This window comes from Enterobacter sp. BNK-16 (genome assembly GCF_048684955.1).
Classification (GTDB): Bacteria; Pseudomonadota; Gammaproteobacteria; order Enterobacterales; family Enterobacteriaceae; genus Enterobacter; species Enterobacter bugandensis.
Map to the genome: position 1 here is coordinate 13,589 of NZ_JBLQTQ010000001.1, position 16,852 is coordinate 30,440.

The 16,852-nt window shown below is 54.1% G+C and carries 19 protein-coding genes; 9 read left to right on the forward strand and 10 right to left on the reverse strand.

The window, feature by feature from the left end; genetic code table 11:
- Positions 1-52: 52 nt before the first annotated feature.
- On the reverse strand, positions 53-1,174 hold the full coding sequence (tyrA, locus tag ACMGGH_RS00065) for a bifunctional chorismate mutase/prephenate dehydrogenase (RefSeq protein WP_028014119.1): 1,122 nt from the start codon (positions 1,172-1,174) through the stop codon (positions 53-55).
- A gap of 10 nt (positions 1,175-1,184) precedes the next feature.
- Complete coding sequence (gene aroF / locus ACMGGH_RS00070) at positions 1,185-2,255, reverse strand: 3-deoxy-7-phosphoheptulonate synthase AroF (protein ID WP_136344228.1); 1,071 nt, start codon at positions 2,253-2,255, stop codon at positions 1,185-1,187.
- 213 nt (positions 2,256-2,468) lie between these two features.
- Between aroF and ACMGGH_RS00075 the strand changes: the two genes are divergently transcribed.
- The 4 genes from ACMGGH_RS00075 (at position 2,469) to ACMGGH_RS00090 (ending at position 5,244) form a co-directional block, all read left to right on the forward strand.
- The gene (locus tag ACMGGH_RS00075) at positions 2,469-2,843 is read left to right on the forward strand and encodes a DUF2799 domain-containing protein (RefSeq protein ID WP_136344229.1); all 375 of its coding nucleotides are present in this window, start codon (positions 2,469-2,471) and stop codon (positions 2,841-2,843) included.
- A 228-nt stretch (positions 2,844-3,071) separates the two neighbouring features.
- A complete protein-coding gene (locus ACMGGH_RS00080; RefSeq protein WP_370528543.1) occupies positions 3,072-3,533 on the forward strand; it encodes a YfiR family protein in 462 nt (153 codons plus the stop codon).
- Positions 3,526-4,746, forward strand: a complete 1,221-nt coding sequence (gene dgcN / locus ACMGGH_RS00085; RefSeq protein WP_232948883.1) for a diguanylate cyclase DgcN — start codon at positions 3,526-3,528, stop codon at positions 4,744-4,746. Before ACMGGH_RS00080 ends, dgcN begins: the two co-directional genes overlap by 8 nt.
- Positions 4,747-4,758: 12 nt before the next feature.
- Positions 4,759-5,244, forward strand: a complete 486-nt coding sequence (locus tag ACMGGH_RS00090; protein WP_028014123.1) for an OmpA family protein — start codon at positions 4,759-4,761, stop codon at positions 5,242-5,244.
- 2 nt (positions 5,245-5,246) lie between these two features.
- On the opposite strand, the gene ACMGGH_RS00095 is transcribed toward ACMGGH_RS00090, so the two are convergent.
- From ACMGGH_RS00095 to ffh, 7 genes are all read right to left on the reverse strand, one after another.
- Positions 5,247-6,617 (reverse strand): PepSY-associated TM helix domain-containing protein, encoded by a 1,371-nt coding sequence (locus ACMGGH_RS00095; protein ID WP_232948882.1) that lies wholly within the window; start codon positions 6,615-6,617, stop codon positions 5,247-5,249.
- A gap of 39 nt (positions 6,618-6,656) precedes the next feature.
- Positions 6,657-7,061, reverse strand: coding sequence for a DUF2946 domain-containing protein (locus ACMGGH_RS00100; protein ID WP_049136908.1), 405 nt, complete (start codon positions 7,059-7,061; stop codon positions 6,657-6,659).
- A gap of 132 nt (positions 7,062-7,193) precedes the next feature.
- Positions 7,194-7,541 carry a 50S ribosomal protein L19 gene (gene rplS / locus ACMGGH_RS00105; protein ID WP_002914145.1) on the reverse strand — a complete coding sequence of 116 codons (348 nt, stop codon included), beginning with the start codon at positions 7,539-7,541 and terminating at the stop codon, positions 7,194-7,196.
- A gap of 43 nt (positions 7,542-7,584) precedes the next feature.
- The gene (gene trmD, locus ACMGGH_RS00110; protein ID WP_014832949.1) at positions 7,585-8,352 is read right to left on the reverse strand and encodes a tRNA (guanosine(37)-N1)-methyltransferase TrmD; all 768 of its coding nucleotides are present in this window, start codon (positions 8,350-8,352) and stop codon (positions 7,585-7,587) included.
- Between the two features lie 31 nt (positions 8,353-8,383).
- The gene (gene rimM / locus ACMGGH_RS00115; protein ID WP_028014127.1) at positions 8,384-8,923 is read right to left on the reverse strand and encodes a ribosome maturation factor RimM; all 540 of its coding nucleotides are present in this window, start codon (positions 8,921-8,923) and stop codon (positions 8,384-8,386) included.
- Positions 8,924-8,938: 15 nt separating this feature from the next.
- Positions 8,939-9,187: a 30S ribosomal protein S16 gene (rpsP, locus tag ACMGGH_RS00120; protein ID WP_022649067.1), complete on the reverse strand. Its 249-nt coding sequence runs from the start codon at positions 9,185-9,187 to the stop codon at positions 8,939-8,941.
- A gap of 116 nt (positions 9,188-9,303) precedes the next feature.
- On the reverse strand, positions 9,304-10,665 hold the full coding sequence (ffh, locus tag ACMGGH_RS00125) for a signal recognition particle protein (protein WP_003863132.1): 1,362 nt from the start codon (positions 10,663-10,665) through the stop codon (positions 9,304-9,306).
- 166 nt (positions 10,666-10,831) lie between these two features.
- Here ffh and ACMGGH_RS00130 point away from each other — a divergent pair, with 166 nt between their 5' ends.
- Together ACMGGH_RS00130 and ACMGGH_RS00135 are read left to right on the forward strand one after the other, a co-directional pair.
- Positions 10,832-11,623: a cytochrome C assembly family protein gene (locus ACMGGH_RS00130; protein WP_032645009.1), complete on the forward strand. Its 792-nt coding sequence runs from the start codon at positions 10,832-10,834 to the stop codon at positions 11,621-11,623.
- 19 nt (positions 11,624-11,642) lie between these two features.
- Positions 11,643-12,929, forward strand: a complete 1,287-nt coding sequence (locus ACMGGH_RS00135) for an HlyC/CorC family transporter (protein ID WP_032644905.1) — start codon at positions 11,643-11,645, stop codon at positions 12,927-12,929.
- Positions 12,930-12,980: 51 nt separating this feature from the next.
- Here the strand turns inward: ACMGGH_RS00135 and grpE are convergent, their stop codons facing one another.
- Positions 12,981-13,574, reverse strand: coding sequence for a nucleotide exchange factor GrpE (grpE, locus tag ACMGGH_RS00140; RefSeq protein WP_032644906.1), 594 nt, complete (start codon positions 13,572-13,574; stop codon positions 12,981-12,983).
- Positions 13,575-13,696: 122 nt separating this feature from the next.
- On the opposite strand from grpE, the gene nadK reads away from it, so the two are divergent.
- The 3 genes from nadK (at position 13,697) to bamE (ending at position 16,799) form a co-directional block, all read left to right on the forward strand.
- The gene (gene nadK, locus ACMGGH_RS00145; protein WP_008502500.1) at positions 13,697-14,575 is read left to right on the forward strand and encodes an NAD(+) kinase; all 879 of its coding nucleotides are present in this window, start codon (positions 13,697-13,699) and stop codon (positions 14,573-14,575) included.
- A gap of 85 nt (positions 14,576-14,660) precedes the next feature.
- Positions 14,661-16,322, forward strand: coding sequence for a DNA repair protein RecN (gene recN / locus ACMGGH_RS00150; RefSeq protein WP_232948881.1), 1,662 nt, complete (start codon positions 14,661-14,663; stop codon positions 16,320-16,322).
- 138 nt (positions 16,323-16,460) lie between these two features.
- Positions 16,461-16,799 carry an outer membrane protein assembly factor BamE gene (gene bamE, locus ACMGGH_RS00155; RefSeq protein WP_028014132.1) on the forward strand — a complete coding sequence of 113 codons (339 nt, stop codon included), beginning with the start codon at positions 16,461-16,463 and terminating at the stop codon, positions 16,797-16,799.
- The last annotated feature ends 53 nt before the right edge of the window (positions 16,800-16,852 follow it).

Genomic DNA, 16,852 nt, shown 5'->3' on the forward strand with positions numbered 1-16,852 from the left:
CCCAAAATGAAAAAAGCCAGCATTGCTGGCTTTCAGTATATACATCATTGGATTACTGGCGACTGTCATTTGCCTGACGCAACAGCGTGCGGCTTTCACTCTGGAAACGAGTGGCGTAATCGCCGAACCAGTGCTCCACTTTGCGGAAGCTGTCGATAAACGCCTGCTTGTCTCCGTGCTCCAGCAGCGTAATAGCTTCGCCAAAGCGCTGATAGTAGCGCTTGATCAGCGCCAGATTATTTTCAGACGACATGATGATGTCGGCGTAAAGTTGGGGATCCTGCGCAAACAGACGCCCGACCATCGCCAGCTCAAGACGATAGATCGGTGAAGAGAGCGCCAGCAGCTGTTCAAGCTGCACGTTCTCTTCCGCCAGATGCAGGCCGTAGGCAAAGGTCGCAAAGTGGCGCAGCGCCTGAATGAACGCCATGTTCTGATCGTGCTCGACCGCGCTGATGCGGTGCAGCCTCGCGCCCCAGACCTGAATCTGTTCCAGGAACCATTGATAGGCTTCAGGCTGACGGCCGTCGCAGTAAACCACCACCTGCTTCGCCAGGCTGCCGCTGTCCGGGCCAAACATCGGGTGCAGCCCGAGCACCGGGCCCGTATGCGCAGCCAGCATCGCCTGCAGAGGACCGTTTTTAACGGAAGCCAGATCCACCAGAATGCAGTCTTTTGGTAAAGGAGGAAGCTTCCCGATGATCTGCTCCGTCACGTGGATCGGCACGCTGACGATAACCATTCCGGCATCTTTCATCAGTTCCGGTGCTTGTGCCCAGTCCTCTTTTTCCAGAATGCGCACCTGATAGCCAGAAAGCGTCAGCATTTTCTCGAACAGACGCCCCATCTGCCCAGCTCCGCCAACAATCACCACCGGACGCAGGGACGGACAGAGGGTTTTAAAGCCCTTGTCGTTTTCGCTGGAATAGGATTCCCGCATCACGCGACGCAGAACATCTTCAATCAAATCCGGCGAAACGCCCAGCGCCTGCGCCTCTTTACGACGGGAGGCCAGCATTGAGGCTTCGCGCTCCGGGACGTAAATCGGCAGGCCGTATTTGCTTTTCACCTCACCGACTTCGGCAACAAGCGCCATACGGCGCGCCAGCAGGTCCAGCAGCGCCTTATCCACTTCATCAATTTGATCGCGCAGTGCGGTCAATTCAGCAACCATAACTACCCTCTTAAGCCAGACGCGTCGCCAGCTGGCCGCTTAAATCTTTATGGATCTCACGCAGCAGCGCATCGGTGGTTTCCCAGCTGATGCAGGCATCCGTCACGGAGACGCCGTGCTTCATCGCGCTGCGCGGCTGTTCTGATGACTGATTACCTTCATGAATGTTGCTCTCAATCATCAGGCCGATAATCGAACGGTTTCCGTCTTTGATCTGTGCGACCACGGATTCCGCAACCGCTGGCTGGCGACGGTAATCTTTATTCGAATTACCATGACTGCAATCTACCATCAGTGCCGGACGCAGTCCCGCCTGTTCCATCTCTTTTTCACACTGTGCCACGTCCGCCGGGCTGTAGTTTGGCGCTTTACCGCCGCGCAGGATCACATGACCGTCCGGGTTGCCCTGCGTTTGCAGCAGGCACACCTGGCCCGCCTGGTTGATCCCAACAAAGCGGTGCGGCATGGCGGCGGCGCGCATGGCGTTGATCGCCGTCGCCAGGCTGCCATCGGTACCATTTTTGAAGCCAACCGGCATCGACAGCCCAGACGCCATCTCACGGTGGGTTTGCGATTCAGTCGTACGCGCACCAATTGCGGACCAGCTAAACAGATCGCCCAGGTATTGCGGGCTGTTTGGATCCAGCGCTTCGGTTGCCAGCGGCAGCCCCATGCTGACCAGTTCCACCAGCAGGCGACGCGCAATCTTCAGGCCTGCTTCCACATCAAACGAGCCATCCATGTGCGGATCGTTGATCAATCCTTTCCAGCCAACCGTCGTGCGTGGCTTTTCAAAATAGACGCGCATCACCAGGTAGAGGCTATCGCTGACCTCCTCCGCTAATGCTTTAAATCGACGCGCATACTCAATGGCGGTTTCAGGATCGTGAATAGAGCAAGGACCACAAACCACCAGCAGGCGCGGATCGCGGCCGGAGATAATGTCAGAAATGGTCTGGCGAGAGTGCTCGATCTGAGCCTCCTGCGCGGCGCTCAGCGGAAACTCCGCTTTCAGTTGATCCGGGGTAATCAAAACCTGTTCGTCAGTGATATGTACGTTGTTCAGCGCGTCTTTTTGCATGATAGCGATCCTGTAAAGCTCGTTTGCGATAGTTGTTTTCCTCAGTGAGGTGAAACCACGATACCATAAAAAGTAAACATTTCAATCCAAAATACGTACATATTAGTTTACAGTCGCACAATAGAGGCAAAAATCAGCCGCTAAAATCGTAAACTTTAAATTACACTCTAAATTTCTTCCGCCAGGCTATGCTGAAGAAAAAGGAGAAGGGTTATGCGATCGATTGCTTTCGTCCTGCTGGCGCTGTTTTTATCGGGCTGCCAGATTAATCCTTACACTTTCCAGCCCAACTGGACGAGCCCGGACTGGTTCAGCGCGGGTAAAGAAGACGCCATAAATGGCCTGCCGGTTAAAGATAACCAGACCCTGGCCGATAGTTTTAACGACCCCCACGTCGATCATAATGAATATCTTCGCGGCTATGCTGATGGTCAGAAGAAAGTGTGTGAAGAAGGCTTTATTCATGCATGGGGATTAGCGGGCAAATCTTATCCAGCCAGTTGTGATACTGTTGAAAATGCAGCGAAACTGCATGCGTCATGGCAAAAAGGAATGGATGAAAGTATGCGTTCCAGCAGGCTTAATTAAGTCTGCTTTTATTCTTTGGAAAATAAACAACTGTAGGATTTAGCTTAGGTCAGCCATGGGCTATTTCTGACATAATGACGGTTCTGATAAACAATGGTATTCTGCCCGCAACTCTTAAGGACATCTATTTCCGGAGCGGTACGGCGGATTCTGGTGAGAAATTTATACTTGAACTCTTTGTTCCGACTCACTCTGGTGCTAATGCTGTTCCTTATGGTGGGCCCGGCGATGGCAGGCGCGCTCTCGGAGACAGATAAATCGGTACGTTCTATTGTCTCAGGCATAGTGAGCTATACGCGATGGCCGTCGCTTTCCGGTCAGCCTAAACTCTGCATCTATGCCACTTCTCACTATACGCACGCGCTCAGCGAAAACCAGGGGCATAACGAGTTACCTTATACCCCCGTTATTGTACGTAACGATCGGGAAGCCCTGGCCGCGACATGCGATGCTGTTTATTTCGGGACTGAACCACCTGCGAAACAACTTGAATTAATAAGTCAATATCAGGGCAGAGCATTGCTATTAATCTCAGAGCAAAATCCGGAATGTGTTATTGGCAGCGCCTTTTGCCTGATAATCGATCGTGGCCAGGTGCGATTTTCCGTCAATCTGGATGCGTTGACACGCAGTGGCGTCAGGGTTAACCCGGATGTATTGATGCTTGCACGGAATAAGCAGCATGGATAAAGATTTCATCTCGACGCAGCGTCCGACGTTTAAAAGAACGCTGAGGCGAAACAGCATGATAAGCGTCATCATCACAATGACGTTAATATGGCTGTTGCTCTGTTTTGCCTCGGTCGTAACATTAAAACAATACGCGCAAAAAAATCTCGAATTAACCGGCGCCACAATGAGCCACAGCCTTGAAGCCTCTCTGGTTTTCAACGATTCACTGGCCGCCAATGAAACGCTCGCTGCGCTGGGTAAGCAGGGGCAGTTTGCCGCAGCAGAAGTCATCAACGGGCATAAAAAGCGCTTTGCCTACTGGTCCTGGAACCCGAAGGATAATAACGACACGCTGGGGGCGCTGGTCAGCCGCTGGCTTTTCCCCGTTCCGGTTGCGCAGCCCATCCTGCACAACGGCGCGAAGATAGGTGAAATACGTCTTACCGCGCGTGACAGCCTTATCAGCCATTTCATCTGGATGTCGTTTGCCGTCCTCACCGGCTGTATTCTTTTTGCAACCGTCGTCGCGCTCACCATTACCCAGTCTCTGCACCGCGGCATGGTCACGGCGCTGCAAAATATCACCGACGTTGTGCATGACGTCCGCACCAATCGCAACTTTTCCCGTCGGGTGAAAGATGGGCGCATTGAAGAATTCCATCAGTTTGGAGAAGACTTTAACAGCCTGCTGGACGAGATGGAGGAGTGGCAGCTTAAGCTACAGGCGAAAAACGCTCAGCTGCTTCGTACCGCCATGCACGACCCGCTCACCGGTCTTGCTAACCGCGCTGCGTTTCGTAACAGTATTGCGGCATTAATGAATGACCCCTCGGCAAAAACAAACTCGGCCCTGCTCTTTCTCGACGGTGATAATTTTAAGTTTATTAACGACACCTGGGGACACGCGGCAGGAGACTGCGTGCTGATTGAAGTCGCCAGCAGGATGATGGAATTTGGCGATAAACGCCATCAGTCCTACCGCCTTGGCGGTGACGAATTTGCCATGGTGCTGTACGGGGTGCATTCTGAACCAGAGGTTCAACACATTTGTGCTGCGCTAGCGCAGCAGTTTATCCGTCCGTTTGATCTGCATAACGGACAAAAAGCATCGATGTCACTCAGCATTGGCTTTGCTCTGGCGTGGGAAAATGCTTCCGTGGAAGCATTACTGGAGAGGGCTGACCGCAACATGTACCAGGTTAAAAACCAGCGTACGAAAACAATAAGTTAGAAAGGATACACTATGTTAAAACGTTACTTCGCGCCGTTAGTTATGGCCTCACTGGTTCTGGCAGGCTGTCAGTCGCCGCCCCAGGGCAAATTTACTCCTGAGCAAATCGCGGCGATGAAGTCATACGGTTTTAACGAACTGAACGGCGACTGGTCGCTTGGTATGTCGGACACCATCCTCTTTGATAAGAATGACGCCAGACTGCGTCCGGAAAGTGAAACACAGATCCAGTCCATGGCCTCTCGTCTGGCGAAAACTGGCCTGAATCACGCGCGAATGGACGGTCATACGGATAATTACGGTGAAGCAAGCTACAACGAAGCCCTGTCGTTAAAACGCGCCAATGCCGTGGCCGACGCGTGGGCGAAGGGCGCGAATATCCCGCGCAGCAATCTCACCACCCGGGGATTAGGCCAAAAATATCCGATTGCGAGCAACAGCACTGCACAAGGGCGCGCTGAAAACCGCCGGGTGTCAGTGGTTATCAGCGCGCCATAGGATTATTTAGCGGATGATTCGGTGAGCGACACGCCTGTTGCCGCTCGCCAGCGCAGCCAGTCAATCAGAACAAACAGCGCCAGACTCACGCCCATCACAGGCAAAGCCAGCCCCAGCAGTGCGCTGATGACCACGGTAACACCTCTTCCCCACCCTGACAGCGCCAGCCAGCTCTGAGTAAGCGTCTGCACCGGATTCATTGCCGACTGTGCCGGACGACGCATCCACCACATCCGGTATCCCCAGATGATAAGCACGCACAGGGCAAGGCCGAAAGCAACGAGCAGCAGCTGATTCACCAGCCCGAATAAGATCCCCATATGGAAATCCACGCCCCAGCGGGTCAGCTTTGCCATGAGCGGGAAGTCCTCGAATCGGGTTCTGTCGAGGATCTGCATCGTACCGGGATCAACCGCAACGGCGTCCACCTGAGTCGGCCAGCTGCGGTCGATTTCCGTCACTGTCCATGCGCGATCCATTGTTTTCGCCGGGCGGATCTCCAGCCTGTTGGCATCAATCCCCGCTTTACGCGCCGCGCTCAACACGCCGTCAAACCGCGTCAGATCCATCGCCATTTCCGGCATCACCATTCCGCCGTGATGGCCACGGTGTTCGGCATGTTCATCCACGACCTCATGTTGGCCGGATAGCGTCGTGTTCACCTGCGGGGTGAGCCAGTTCATCTCTGCACGCAGCTTATCCACGTTCCCGCCCGCCCACTGGGACCAGGTCAGGCCGGTTGCAGAGAAGAGCAGTATGCCCCCCAGTAATATCCATCCGAGCGTCACATGCACCCGACGGCGGTTCTGGAAGCGATTGTTAATCCGGCGTTTTGGTCGGGTATAAAACCACAGGGCAATCCCTCCCAGTGCGGCCACCCACATCCAGGAAGCGGCCAGTTCGCTATAGAGCCGCCCAATATCGCCCAGCATCAGAGAGGTATGCAGATAATCAATGGTCTGACGCAGCGGTAAAATCCCGCTGGTGCCGTACACCGTCATATCCCCCAGCACCGTGAGGCTTACCGGATCGATAAAGATCGCCCGGTTTTCCGAAGGCCCCAGCGTCGGGTCAGCAAACATCACGCGGGTGGTTTCACCTTCAACCAGCCCCGGGCGAACGGCGTGCAAACGCAAATCTGAGCCAACGGCCTTTTCCGCCGTGGCGATTTGTTCCGCCAGCGGCTTCGGCTCGCCCACGGAATCCGTATGGAGCGCGTGCCGGTAGAGCGCATTCTCGAGCTGCGGGGTCGCCACGTACAGCGTACCGGTCAGCGCGGCGAAGAAGATAAACGGGCCGACAAATAGCCCGACGTAGAAATGGAGGCGACGCAGCAGGTTTCCCCATGCCGCGCGCGGAGTGCAGGTAGTCATACTTTTCCTTTTTAAGGCAAAAAGTTATCGATTGAGTTTTTAAAGGGAAAAAGCAGACTGCCGCGGCGGCGCGCGGGTATCAGGGTAAAGCCAGGGGAAAAAGTGCCAGTGGCTGACCGCCTGACGTGGCGGCTTAACGCGAAGCCTCTGCAGCACGATACTGAGCAGCACAATCAGCGCGAGCATCACGCCCGGCACGTGGGCTAACAGCACGCAGTAGCCGCACGCCTCCGCATGGTCGACAGGCATCGTGTGCGGCATATCGCCGTGATGCTCGTCCATCGACATCATGCTCATGTCATGATGCATGCCCGGCATGGCGCTCATTGGGTCTTTCTGCAACGAGACGGAGATAAGGGGTGCCACCACGATCAGCAGGATCGCAAACAGCGCGGTCAATGCCGCTGCGCGTTTCCGGTTTTGCTGATGCAGTACGTTATCCACTTCCCCTCCATTCAAGAGGCAAGCATTGTAAATGATTTATGACGAAAGGGTTAATGCGAGAGGTGCGATGGGATAAAAAAAGGGCCAGCCTTTCGGCCAGCCCTTTCTAACAGGATGTCGCTTAAGCGAATCTTAGTTCAGACGCTCTTTAATACGAGCAGACTTACCAGTACGCTCACGCAGGTAGTACAGTTTAGCTTTACGTACAGCACCACGACGTTTAACAGCAATGCTGTCAACTACCGGAGAGTGAGTCTGGAAGACACGCTCAACGCCTTCGCCGTTGGAAATTTTACGAACAGTGAATGCAGAGTGCAGACCGCGGTTACGAATAGCGATAACCACGCCCTCGAATGCCTGCAGACGTTTTTTGGAACCTTCAACAACCCATACTTTCACTTCCACGGTGTCACCTGGACGGAAGGAAGGTACGTCCTGCTTCATCTGCTCTTGTTCAAGTTGCTTAATAATGTTGCTCATAATTTAATCTCTTATCCTGGGTAAACTGATATTCGGGAGCGTATTACGCATTCCCATCATGTTCATGCTGCTGGTGCGCGTGTTCAGTTTTGAACTCGGCCAGCAACTTTGCTTGCTCTTCAGTCAGAGCCAGGTTTTCCAGAAGTTCAGGTCTTCTAAGCCAGGTTCGGCCCAGCGACTGCTTCAAACGCCAGCGACGTATCTCGGCATGGTTTCCAGACAGTAACACTGCCGGTACTTCCATCCCTTCTAACACTTCAGGACGAGTATAGTGTGGACAGTCCAGCAATCCATCGGCAAAGGAATCTTCCGTTGCCGAAGCTTCATGGCCCAGAACCCCCGGAATAAACCGGGCGACGGAGTCAATCAGCGTCATTGCCGGTAACTCACCACCGCTGAGAACGTAATCGCCGATAGACCATTCTTCGTCAATCTCGGTTTGAATTACGCGCTCATCTATCCCTTCGTAACGACCACAGACCAGAATCAGCTTTTGATTCGTCGCCAGTTCGCTCACGCCCGCTTGATCAAGCTTGCGTCCCTGAGGTGACAGATAAATCACCTTTGCGCCTTCACCTGCCGCGGCTTTTGCTGTGTGAATGGCGTCCCGTAAGGGTTGCACCATCATTAACATCCCCGGTCCGCCGCCGTAAGGACGATCGTCCACGGTACGGTGCCGGTCATGAGTAAAGTCACGAGGACTCCAGCTCTGGATGCTCAGCAGGCCATTCTTTACTGCCCGGCCAGTTACCCCGTAATCGGTAATCGCGCGGAACATTTCAGGAAACAGGCTAATTATGCCAATCCACATAGCGCCGTCTTTTACCGTTTATCCGGAGAATTTAAAAACCAGGATCCCAATCTACTTCAATGGTTTGAGTAGCGAGATCGACTTTCTTGATAACCTGTCCATCGAGGAACGGGACCAGCCGCTCCTTGATGCCAAATGCATCTTTCAGGTTTGCCTTAATGACGAGAACGTCATTTGACCCGGTTTCCATCATATCGATGACTTTCCCCAGGCTGTAACCTTCAGTGGTGACTACCTGGCAGCCCATAAGGTCTTTCCAGTAGTAGTCGCCCTCTTCCAGCTGTGGCAACTGCGACGAATCCACGACAATTTCACAATTAGTCAGCGCATTCGCGGCATCACGATCGTCAATGCCTTTCAGCTTGATGATGATGTCCTGATTGTGGTGACGCCAGCTTTCCAGCTCGACCTCTTCCCACTTACCGGCTTTCTGGATGAACCAGGGCTGGTAATCAAAAATGCTATCAGCGTCTTCAGTGGAGGAAAACACTCTGAGCCAACCACGGATACCGTAGCAAGAACCCATTTTTCCCAATACGATCGGTTCAACAGGTGCTTTATTGCTCATCATGACCACCGTGACAGATTAAGCTGCTTTGTTTGCTGCTTTGATCAGCGTAGCAACGCGATCGGAAACAGTAGCGCCCTGGCCAACCCAGTGAGCGATACGATCCAGATCCAGACGGGTTTCTTCTTCTGCGCCAGAGGCCAGTGGGTTGAAGAAACCAACGCGCTCAATGAAGCGACCATTGCGTGCATTACGGCTGTCAGTCACAACAACCTGGTAGAACGGACGCTTTTTAGCGCCGTGACGTGCTAAACGAATAGTTACCATAACATCCTCTTGTGTGAATAAAACAACCGGGCCCCATCGAGGAACGGAGCCCGGGTGTCATATTAAAAGCCCGAAAATTTTACTCATTTTCGGGCAAAAAGCAATCTCAAAAGCGATTAACGCCCTGGAAAACCGGGAGGCATCATGCCTTTCATGCCGCGCATCATCTTCGCCATGCCGCCTTTCTTCATTTTCTTCATCATGCGCTGCATGTCGTCGAACTGTTTCAGAAGGCGGTTAACGTCCTGCACCTGCATGCCGCAACCGGCAGCGATACGGCGCTTACGGGAACCTTTGATGATTTCTGGCTTGGCTCGTTCTTTCAGCGTCATGGAGTTAATGATCGCCTCCATACGCACCAGCACTTTGTCATCCATCTGGGATTTAACGTTGTCAGGGATCTGGCCCATGCCCGGCAGTTTGCCCATCAGGCTTGCCATGCCGCCCATGTTTTTCATCTGACGCAGTTGCTCAAGGAAGTCGGTCAGATCGAAACCGTCGCCTTTTTTCAGCTTGCTGGCGAGCTTTTCAGCCTGCGCGCGGTCGACCTTGCTCTCGATATCTTCGATCAGCGACAGCACGTCGCCCATGCCGAGGATACGGGAGGCGATACGGTCCGGGTGGAACGGCTCCAGCGCTTCGGTTTTCTCGCCCACGCCGAGGAACTTGATCGGCTTACCGGTGATATGTCGAATGGAAAGCGCCGCACCGCCGCGGGCGTCGCCGTCGACTTTGGTCAGCACCACGCCGGTTAACGGCAGCGCTTCGTTAAACGCTTTCGCGGTATTTGCCGCATCCTGACCGGTCATGGCGTCAACAACAAACAGGGTTTCTACCGGGTTGATAGAAGCGTGCACCTGCTTGATTTCGTCCATCATCGCTTCGTCAACGTGCAGACGACCGGCGGTATCCACCAGCAGCACGTCGTAGAATTTCAGCTTCGCTTCTTTCAGCGCGGCGTTAACGATGTCGACAGGCTTCTGGGCAACGTCGGACGGGAAGAAGTCCACGCCGACCTGCTCGGCCAGCGTTTCCAGCTGCTTGATCGCCGCCGGGCGATAGACGTCCGCAGAGACCACCAGCACTTTCTTCTTGTGCTTTTCGCGCAGGAATTTACCCAGCTTACCGACGCTGGTGGTTTTACCCGCACCCTGCAGGCCCGCCATCAGCACCACGGCCGGCGGCTGAGCCGCCAGGTTAAGCACCTGGTTCTCTTCGCCCATCGCCGAAACCAGTTCGTTACGAACGATTTTGACGAACTCCTGACCCGGGGTCAGGCTCTTGTTAACTTCATGACCAACCGCCTTCTCTTTTACGCGGTTGATAAAATCACGAACAACCGGCAACGCCACGTCTGCTTCCAGCAGCGCCATGCGCACTTCGCGCAGCGTTTCCTTGATGTTCTCTTCAGTAAGGCGTCCGCGGCCGCTGATGTTGCGCAGCGTGCGCGACAAACGATCGGTTAAATTATCAAACATTGTCTCTCGCCTGAGTAGAAACGTTGGGCCGCATTGAGCGACACATACACAGAATTTTGCCGGAGTATAACATGAAGGCGCCTTTGTTGTTATGCAACGGTTGGAGCAGGCGTCACGTAACGTTATACTGCTTCTCTTTCTTATTAAGACAACTGTCGATGCCTATATGCCTGTTTTCGCACTGATCGCCCTTGTTGCCTACTCTGTCAGCCTCGCGCTGATTATTCCCGGACTGCTGCAAAAAAACAGCGGCTGGCGGCGCATGGCTATTCTTTCGGCGGTCATCGCACTGATAAGCCACGCGTTTGCGCTGGAATCACGCATTATTCCCGGCGACGGCAGCGTGCAAAACCTGAGCGTCCTCAACGTCGGCTCGCTGGTCAGCCTGATGATCTGTACGGTAATGACCATCGTCGCGTCTAAAAATCGCGGCTGGCTGCTGCTGCCGATTGTCTATACCTTCGCGCTGATCAATCTGGCTTTAGCCACCTTTATGCCTAATGAATTCATTACGCATCTGGAGGCGACGCCGGGGATGCTGGTGCACATCGGCCTGTCGCTGTTCGCCTATGCGACGCTGATCATCGCCGCGCTTTACGCCATGCAGCTCGCCTGGATTGATTACCAGTTGAAAAACAAAAAGCTGGCGTTCAACCATGAAATGCCGCCGCTGATGGTCATTGAGCGTAAGATGTTCCACATCACCCAAATAGGCGTGGTGCTGCTGACGCTCACGCTCTGCACCGGCCTGTTTTACATGAAGAACCTGTTCAGCGTGGAGAATATCGATAAAGCAGTGCTCTCCATCATCGCGTGGTTTGTCTATATTGTCCTGTTGTGGGGCCATTATCATGAAGGCTGGCGCGGTCGTCGCGTCGTCTGGTTCAACGTCGCGGGTGCGGGCATTCTCACCCTTGCCTATTTTGGCAGCCGCTTCATACAGCAATTTGCTGGCTAAGTTATAAAAGGAGTTCCCCCTGGAACACATCTCTACCACCACGCTGATCGTTATCCTGATCGTCATGGTGGTCATTTCCGCCTATTTCTCCGGCTCGGAAACCGGCATGATGACCTTAAACCGTTACCGGTTGCGTCATCGTGCTAAACAGGGTAACCGTGCCGCCCGCCGCGTTGAAAAACTGCTCCGCAAGCCGGATCGGCTGATAAGCCTGGTGCTTATCGGCAACAACCTTGTCAATATTCTGGCCTCAGCCCTCGGCACCATCGTTGGGATGCGCCTGTACGGCAATGCCGGGGTCGCGATTGCCACCGGCGTGCTGACGTTTGTGGTGCTGGTGTTTGCCGAAGTACTGCCAAAAACCATCGCCGCGCTTTACCCGGAAAAGGTGGCCTACCCGAGCAGCTTCCTGCTGGCGCCGCTGCAGATCCTGATGATGCCGCTGGTCTGGCTGCTGAACATGGTCACGCGCGTTTTGATGCGGATGGTGGGGATCAAAGCCGACGTCACTATCAGCAGCGCGCTTAGCAAAGAAGAGCTGCGCACCATCGTGAACGAATCCCGCTCGCAGATCTCCCGGCGCAATCAGGATATGCTCCTGTCGGTGCTGGATCTGGAAAAGGTAAGCGTGAACGACATCATGGTGCCGCGTAACGAAATTGTCGGTATCGACATCAACGACGACTGGAAAGCCATTGTCCGCCAGCTGACGCACTCTCCGCATGGGCGCATCGTGCTCTATCGCGACTCGCTGGATGACGCCATCAGCATGCTGCGCGTGCGCGAAGCCTACCGTCTGATGACCGAGAAAAAAGAGTTCACCAAAGAGGTGATGCTGCGCGCCGCCGACGAGATTTACTACGTGCCGGAAGGTACGCCGCTCAGCACGCAGCTGGTTAAATTCCAGCGCAACAAGAAAAAAGTCGGCCTGGTGGTCAACGAGTACGGCGATATTCAGGGCCTGGTGACGGTCGAAGATATTCTGGAAGAGATTGTCGGAGACTTTACCACATCGATGTCCCCTTCCCTCGCGGAGGAAGTGACTCCGCAGAACGACGGTTCGGTGCTGATTGACGGTAGCGCGAACATCCGTGAACTCAACAAAGCCTTTAACTGGCATTTGCCGGAAGATGAAGCTCGTACCATGAACGGGATGATTCTGGAAGCGCTGGAAGAGATCCCGGCGGCGGGCACGCGGGTGCGCATTGAGCAGTACGATATTGATATCCTGGACGTGCAGGACAATATGATTAAGCAGGTGAAGGTGCTGCCCGTTACGCCACTTCGGGAAAGTATTGCTGAATAAAACGTAGGCCGGGTAAGGCGAATACCGCCACCCGGCACTACAGGTAGCAAATTAGGCTTTCGCTTTCGCCACGGTTACCATCGCAGCACGAATGGTACGGCCGTTCAGGGTGTAACCTTTCTGCATCACGCCCAGCACTTTACCGGCTTCAATCTCTTCAGATTCCACCATCGCAATGGCCTGGTGAACGTTTGGATCCAGCGGCACATCGGTATCCGCAATCACTTCCACGCCAAACTTACGCACGACGTCGAGCATGGATTTCAGCGTCAGTTCGATACCTTCGATCATCGCCGCGTTGTCCGGATTCGCTTTGTCAGCCACTTCCAGCGCGCGGTCAAGGCTATCGATCACCGGCAGCAGTTCGTTGACGAATTTCTCCAGCGCAAATTTATGCGCCTTCTCAACGTCCTGCTCGGTACGACGACGCAGGTTTTCCATTTCCGCCTTGATGCGCAGAACGGTGTCGCGTTCGCGATTCTGTGCTTCTACCAGTTGGGCTTCCAGATTCGCAATTTTTTCATCGCGCGGGTCCACCTGCTCAGCAGATGCGTCTGGCTCTACAGCCTCAACTTCATCGTGCTGTTCCGTGATAATTTCTTCAGGGGCTTGCCCCTCAGGCGTTTTCTGTTCTTTACTACTCATGAATTTCTCCGCGTTTTTCTGCATTCATCTCGCTAACTTCGCTTATTATGGGGATCAGTTTCCTGGATTCAAGGGAACAAGAGAGATTGTCATCATTCATCAGGCACAAGGACCTCCAGAAAATGAATAATCATTTCAGGTGTATTGGGATCGTCGGGCATCCGCGTCACCCTACCGCATTGACGACACATGAAATGTTGTATCGCTGGTTGTGTAGCAAAGGCTATGAAGTGATGGTCGAGCAGCAAATTGCGCAGGAACTGCAGCTGAAGAGCGTCAAAACCGGCACGCTGGCGGAAATTGGCCAACAGGCCGATCTCGCCGTGGTGGTGGGCGGCGATGGCAACATGCTCGGCGCGGCACGCACGCTGGCGCGTTATGACATCAAGGTCATCGGTATCAACCGCGGCAATCTCGGCTTTTTAACCGACCTCGACCCGGACAACGCGCAGCAACAGCTGGCCGACGTGCTTGAAGGTCATTATATCAGCGAAAAACGCTTTTTACTGGAAGCGCAGGTGTGCCAGCAGGACTGTCAGAAGCGCATCAGCACCGCGATTAACGAGGTGGTGCTTCATCCCGGCAAAGTGGCACACATGATTGAGTTCGAAGTTTATATCGACGAAATCTTTGCCTTTTCCCAGCGTTCTGACGGGTTGATTATCTCCACCCCGACCGGCTCAACCGCCTACTCGCTTTCTGCGGGCGGCCCGATCCTGACGCCCTCTCTGGATGCTATTACGCTAGTGCCGATGTTCCCGCACACGCTCTCCGCGCGCCCGCTGGTGATTAACGGCGACAGTACGATACGTCTGCGCTTCTCGCACCGCCGTAACGACCTGGAGATCAGCTGCGACAGCCAGATCGCGCTGCCAATCCAGGAAGGTGAAGATGTTCTTATTCGCCGGTGTGATTACCACCTGAATTTGATTCACCCGAAAGATTACAGCTATTTCAACACATTAAGCTCGAAGCTTGGCTGGTCAAAAAAATTGTTCTGATTTTGCATCCAGTACTTTACTGTATAAAAAACCAGTTTATACTGTATGAAAACACAGTTATGGTTTTTCATACAGGAAAACAATTATGCTGGCACAACTGACCATCAGCAACTTTGCCATTGTTCGTGAGCTTGAGATCGATTTCCACAGCGGCATGACGGCGATCACCGGCGAAACCGGTGCGGGTAAATCCATTGCCATTGATGCCCTCGGCTTGTGCCTTGGCGGCCGTGCAGAAGGCGACATGGTGCGCATGGGCGCAAACCGTGCCGATCTTTGCGCTCGTTTCTCCCTGAAAGATACCCCTGCAGCCCTGCGCTGGCTGGAACAAAATCAGCTCGAAGATGGACGTGAGTGTTTACTTCGCCGCGTGATCAGCAGCGACGGGCGCTCCCGTGGCTTTATCAACGGCACGGCAGTCCCGCTCTCCCAGCTCCGCGAACTCGGCCAGCTCCTTATCCAGATCCACGGTCAGCACGCGCATCAGCAACTCGTCAAACCAGAACAGCAGAAAGCCCTGCTTGATGGCTATGCGGGTGAGTACGCGCTTACTCAGCTTATGGCGGAGCACTACCGCCAGTGGCATCAGAGCTGCCGCGAGCTCGCCCAGCACCAGCAGCAAAGCCAGGAGCGCGCCGCGCGTGCGGAGCTGCTGGCGTACCAGCTTAAAGAGCTGAACGAATTCAACCCGCAGGCGGGTGAGTTTGAACAAATTGACGAAGAGTACAAGCGCCTCGCCAACAGCGGCCACCTGCTCTCAACCAGCCAGAATGCCCTCAACATGCTGGCAGATGGCGAAGACGTTAACCTGCAGAGCCAGCTGTACAATGTCCGTCAACTGGTCACCGAACTGGCCGGCATGGACAGTAAGCTTTCTGGCGTACTGGATATGCTGGAAGAGGCCGCGATTCAAATCTCAGAAGCCAGTGACGAACTGCGTTATTATTGTGAACGGCTGGACCTCGACCCGAACCGCCTGTTTGAGCTGGAGCAGCGCCTTTCTCGTCAGATTTCACTGGCGCGCAAGCACCATGTCACGCCGGAAGAACTACCAGGCTATTATCAGTCTCTGCTCGAAGAACAGCAGCAGCTTGACGATCAGGCGGATTCGCAGGAAACCCTCTCTCTGGCCGTGAACCTGCATCATCAGCAGGCGCTGACCACGGCGAAAAAACTGCATGAGATCCGTCAACATTACGCTCAGGAGCTAAGCCAGCACATCACCGACAGCATGCACACGCTGGCGATGCCGCACGGTGTATTCACTATTGATGTCCGTTTTGAAGAGAACCACCTGACGGCAGAAGGGGCGGATCGCATCGAGTTCCGCGTCACCACCAACCCGGGGCAGCCGCTGCAGGCAATCTCCAAAGTGGCATCCGGCGGTGAACTGTCGCGTATTGCGCTGGCGATTCAGGTGATTACCGCACGTAAAATGGAAACCCCGGCGCTGATTTTCGATGAAGTGGATGTCGGCATCAGCGGCCCAACGGCGGCAGTGGTGGGTAAACTGCTGCGCCAGCTAGGTGAGTCAACGCAGGTGATGTGTGTCACCCACCTGCCGCAGGTCGCGGGCTGTGGTCATCATCACTTTATTGTCAGTAAAGAAACCGACGGCGAAATGACCGAAACGCACATGAAGCCGCTGGATAAACGCGCGCGTCTTCAGGAGCTGGCACGACTGCTCGGCGGCAGTGAAGTCACGCGTAACACGCTCGCGAACGCGAAAGAACTGCTGGCGGCATAAACTTTTTCGGGATCTCAGGGTCATACAGAACAACAAAAACGCCGCCAGACCGGTTTCAAAGTGGGGCAAGGTCTATTATCATCGGCATATTACATATGAGCCGCGTTCTGCTCGGGCCCGAAAAGGAATCAAATCACTATGCGTTGTAAAATGCTGACCGCTGCCGCAGCGGTTCTTCTGATGTTGACCGCAGGCTGTTCCACTCTGGAGAAAGTGGTTTACCGTCCTGACATCAACCAGGGGAACTACCTTACCCCTAACGATGTGTCCAAAATCCGCGTGGGGATGACACAACAGCAGGTCGCTTATGCACTGGGAACCCCGATGATGACCGATCCGTTCGGCACTAACACCTGGTTCTATGTATTCCGTCAGCAGCCTGGCCACGAAAGCGTGACCCAGCAGACCCTGACGCTGACCTTCAGCAGCGCCGGTGTGTTGACCAACATCGACAACAAACCTGCCCTGACAAAATAATCAAAAGCCAGAAATGCAAAAAGGTGCTCAACGAGCACCTTTTTTGTTTTTCT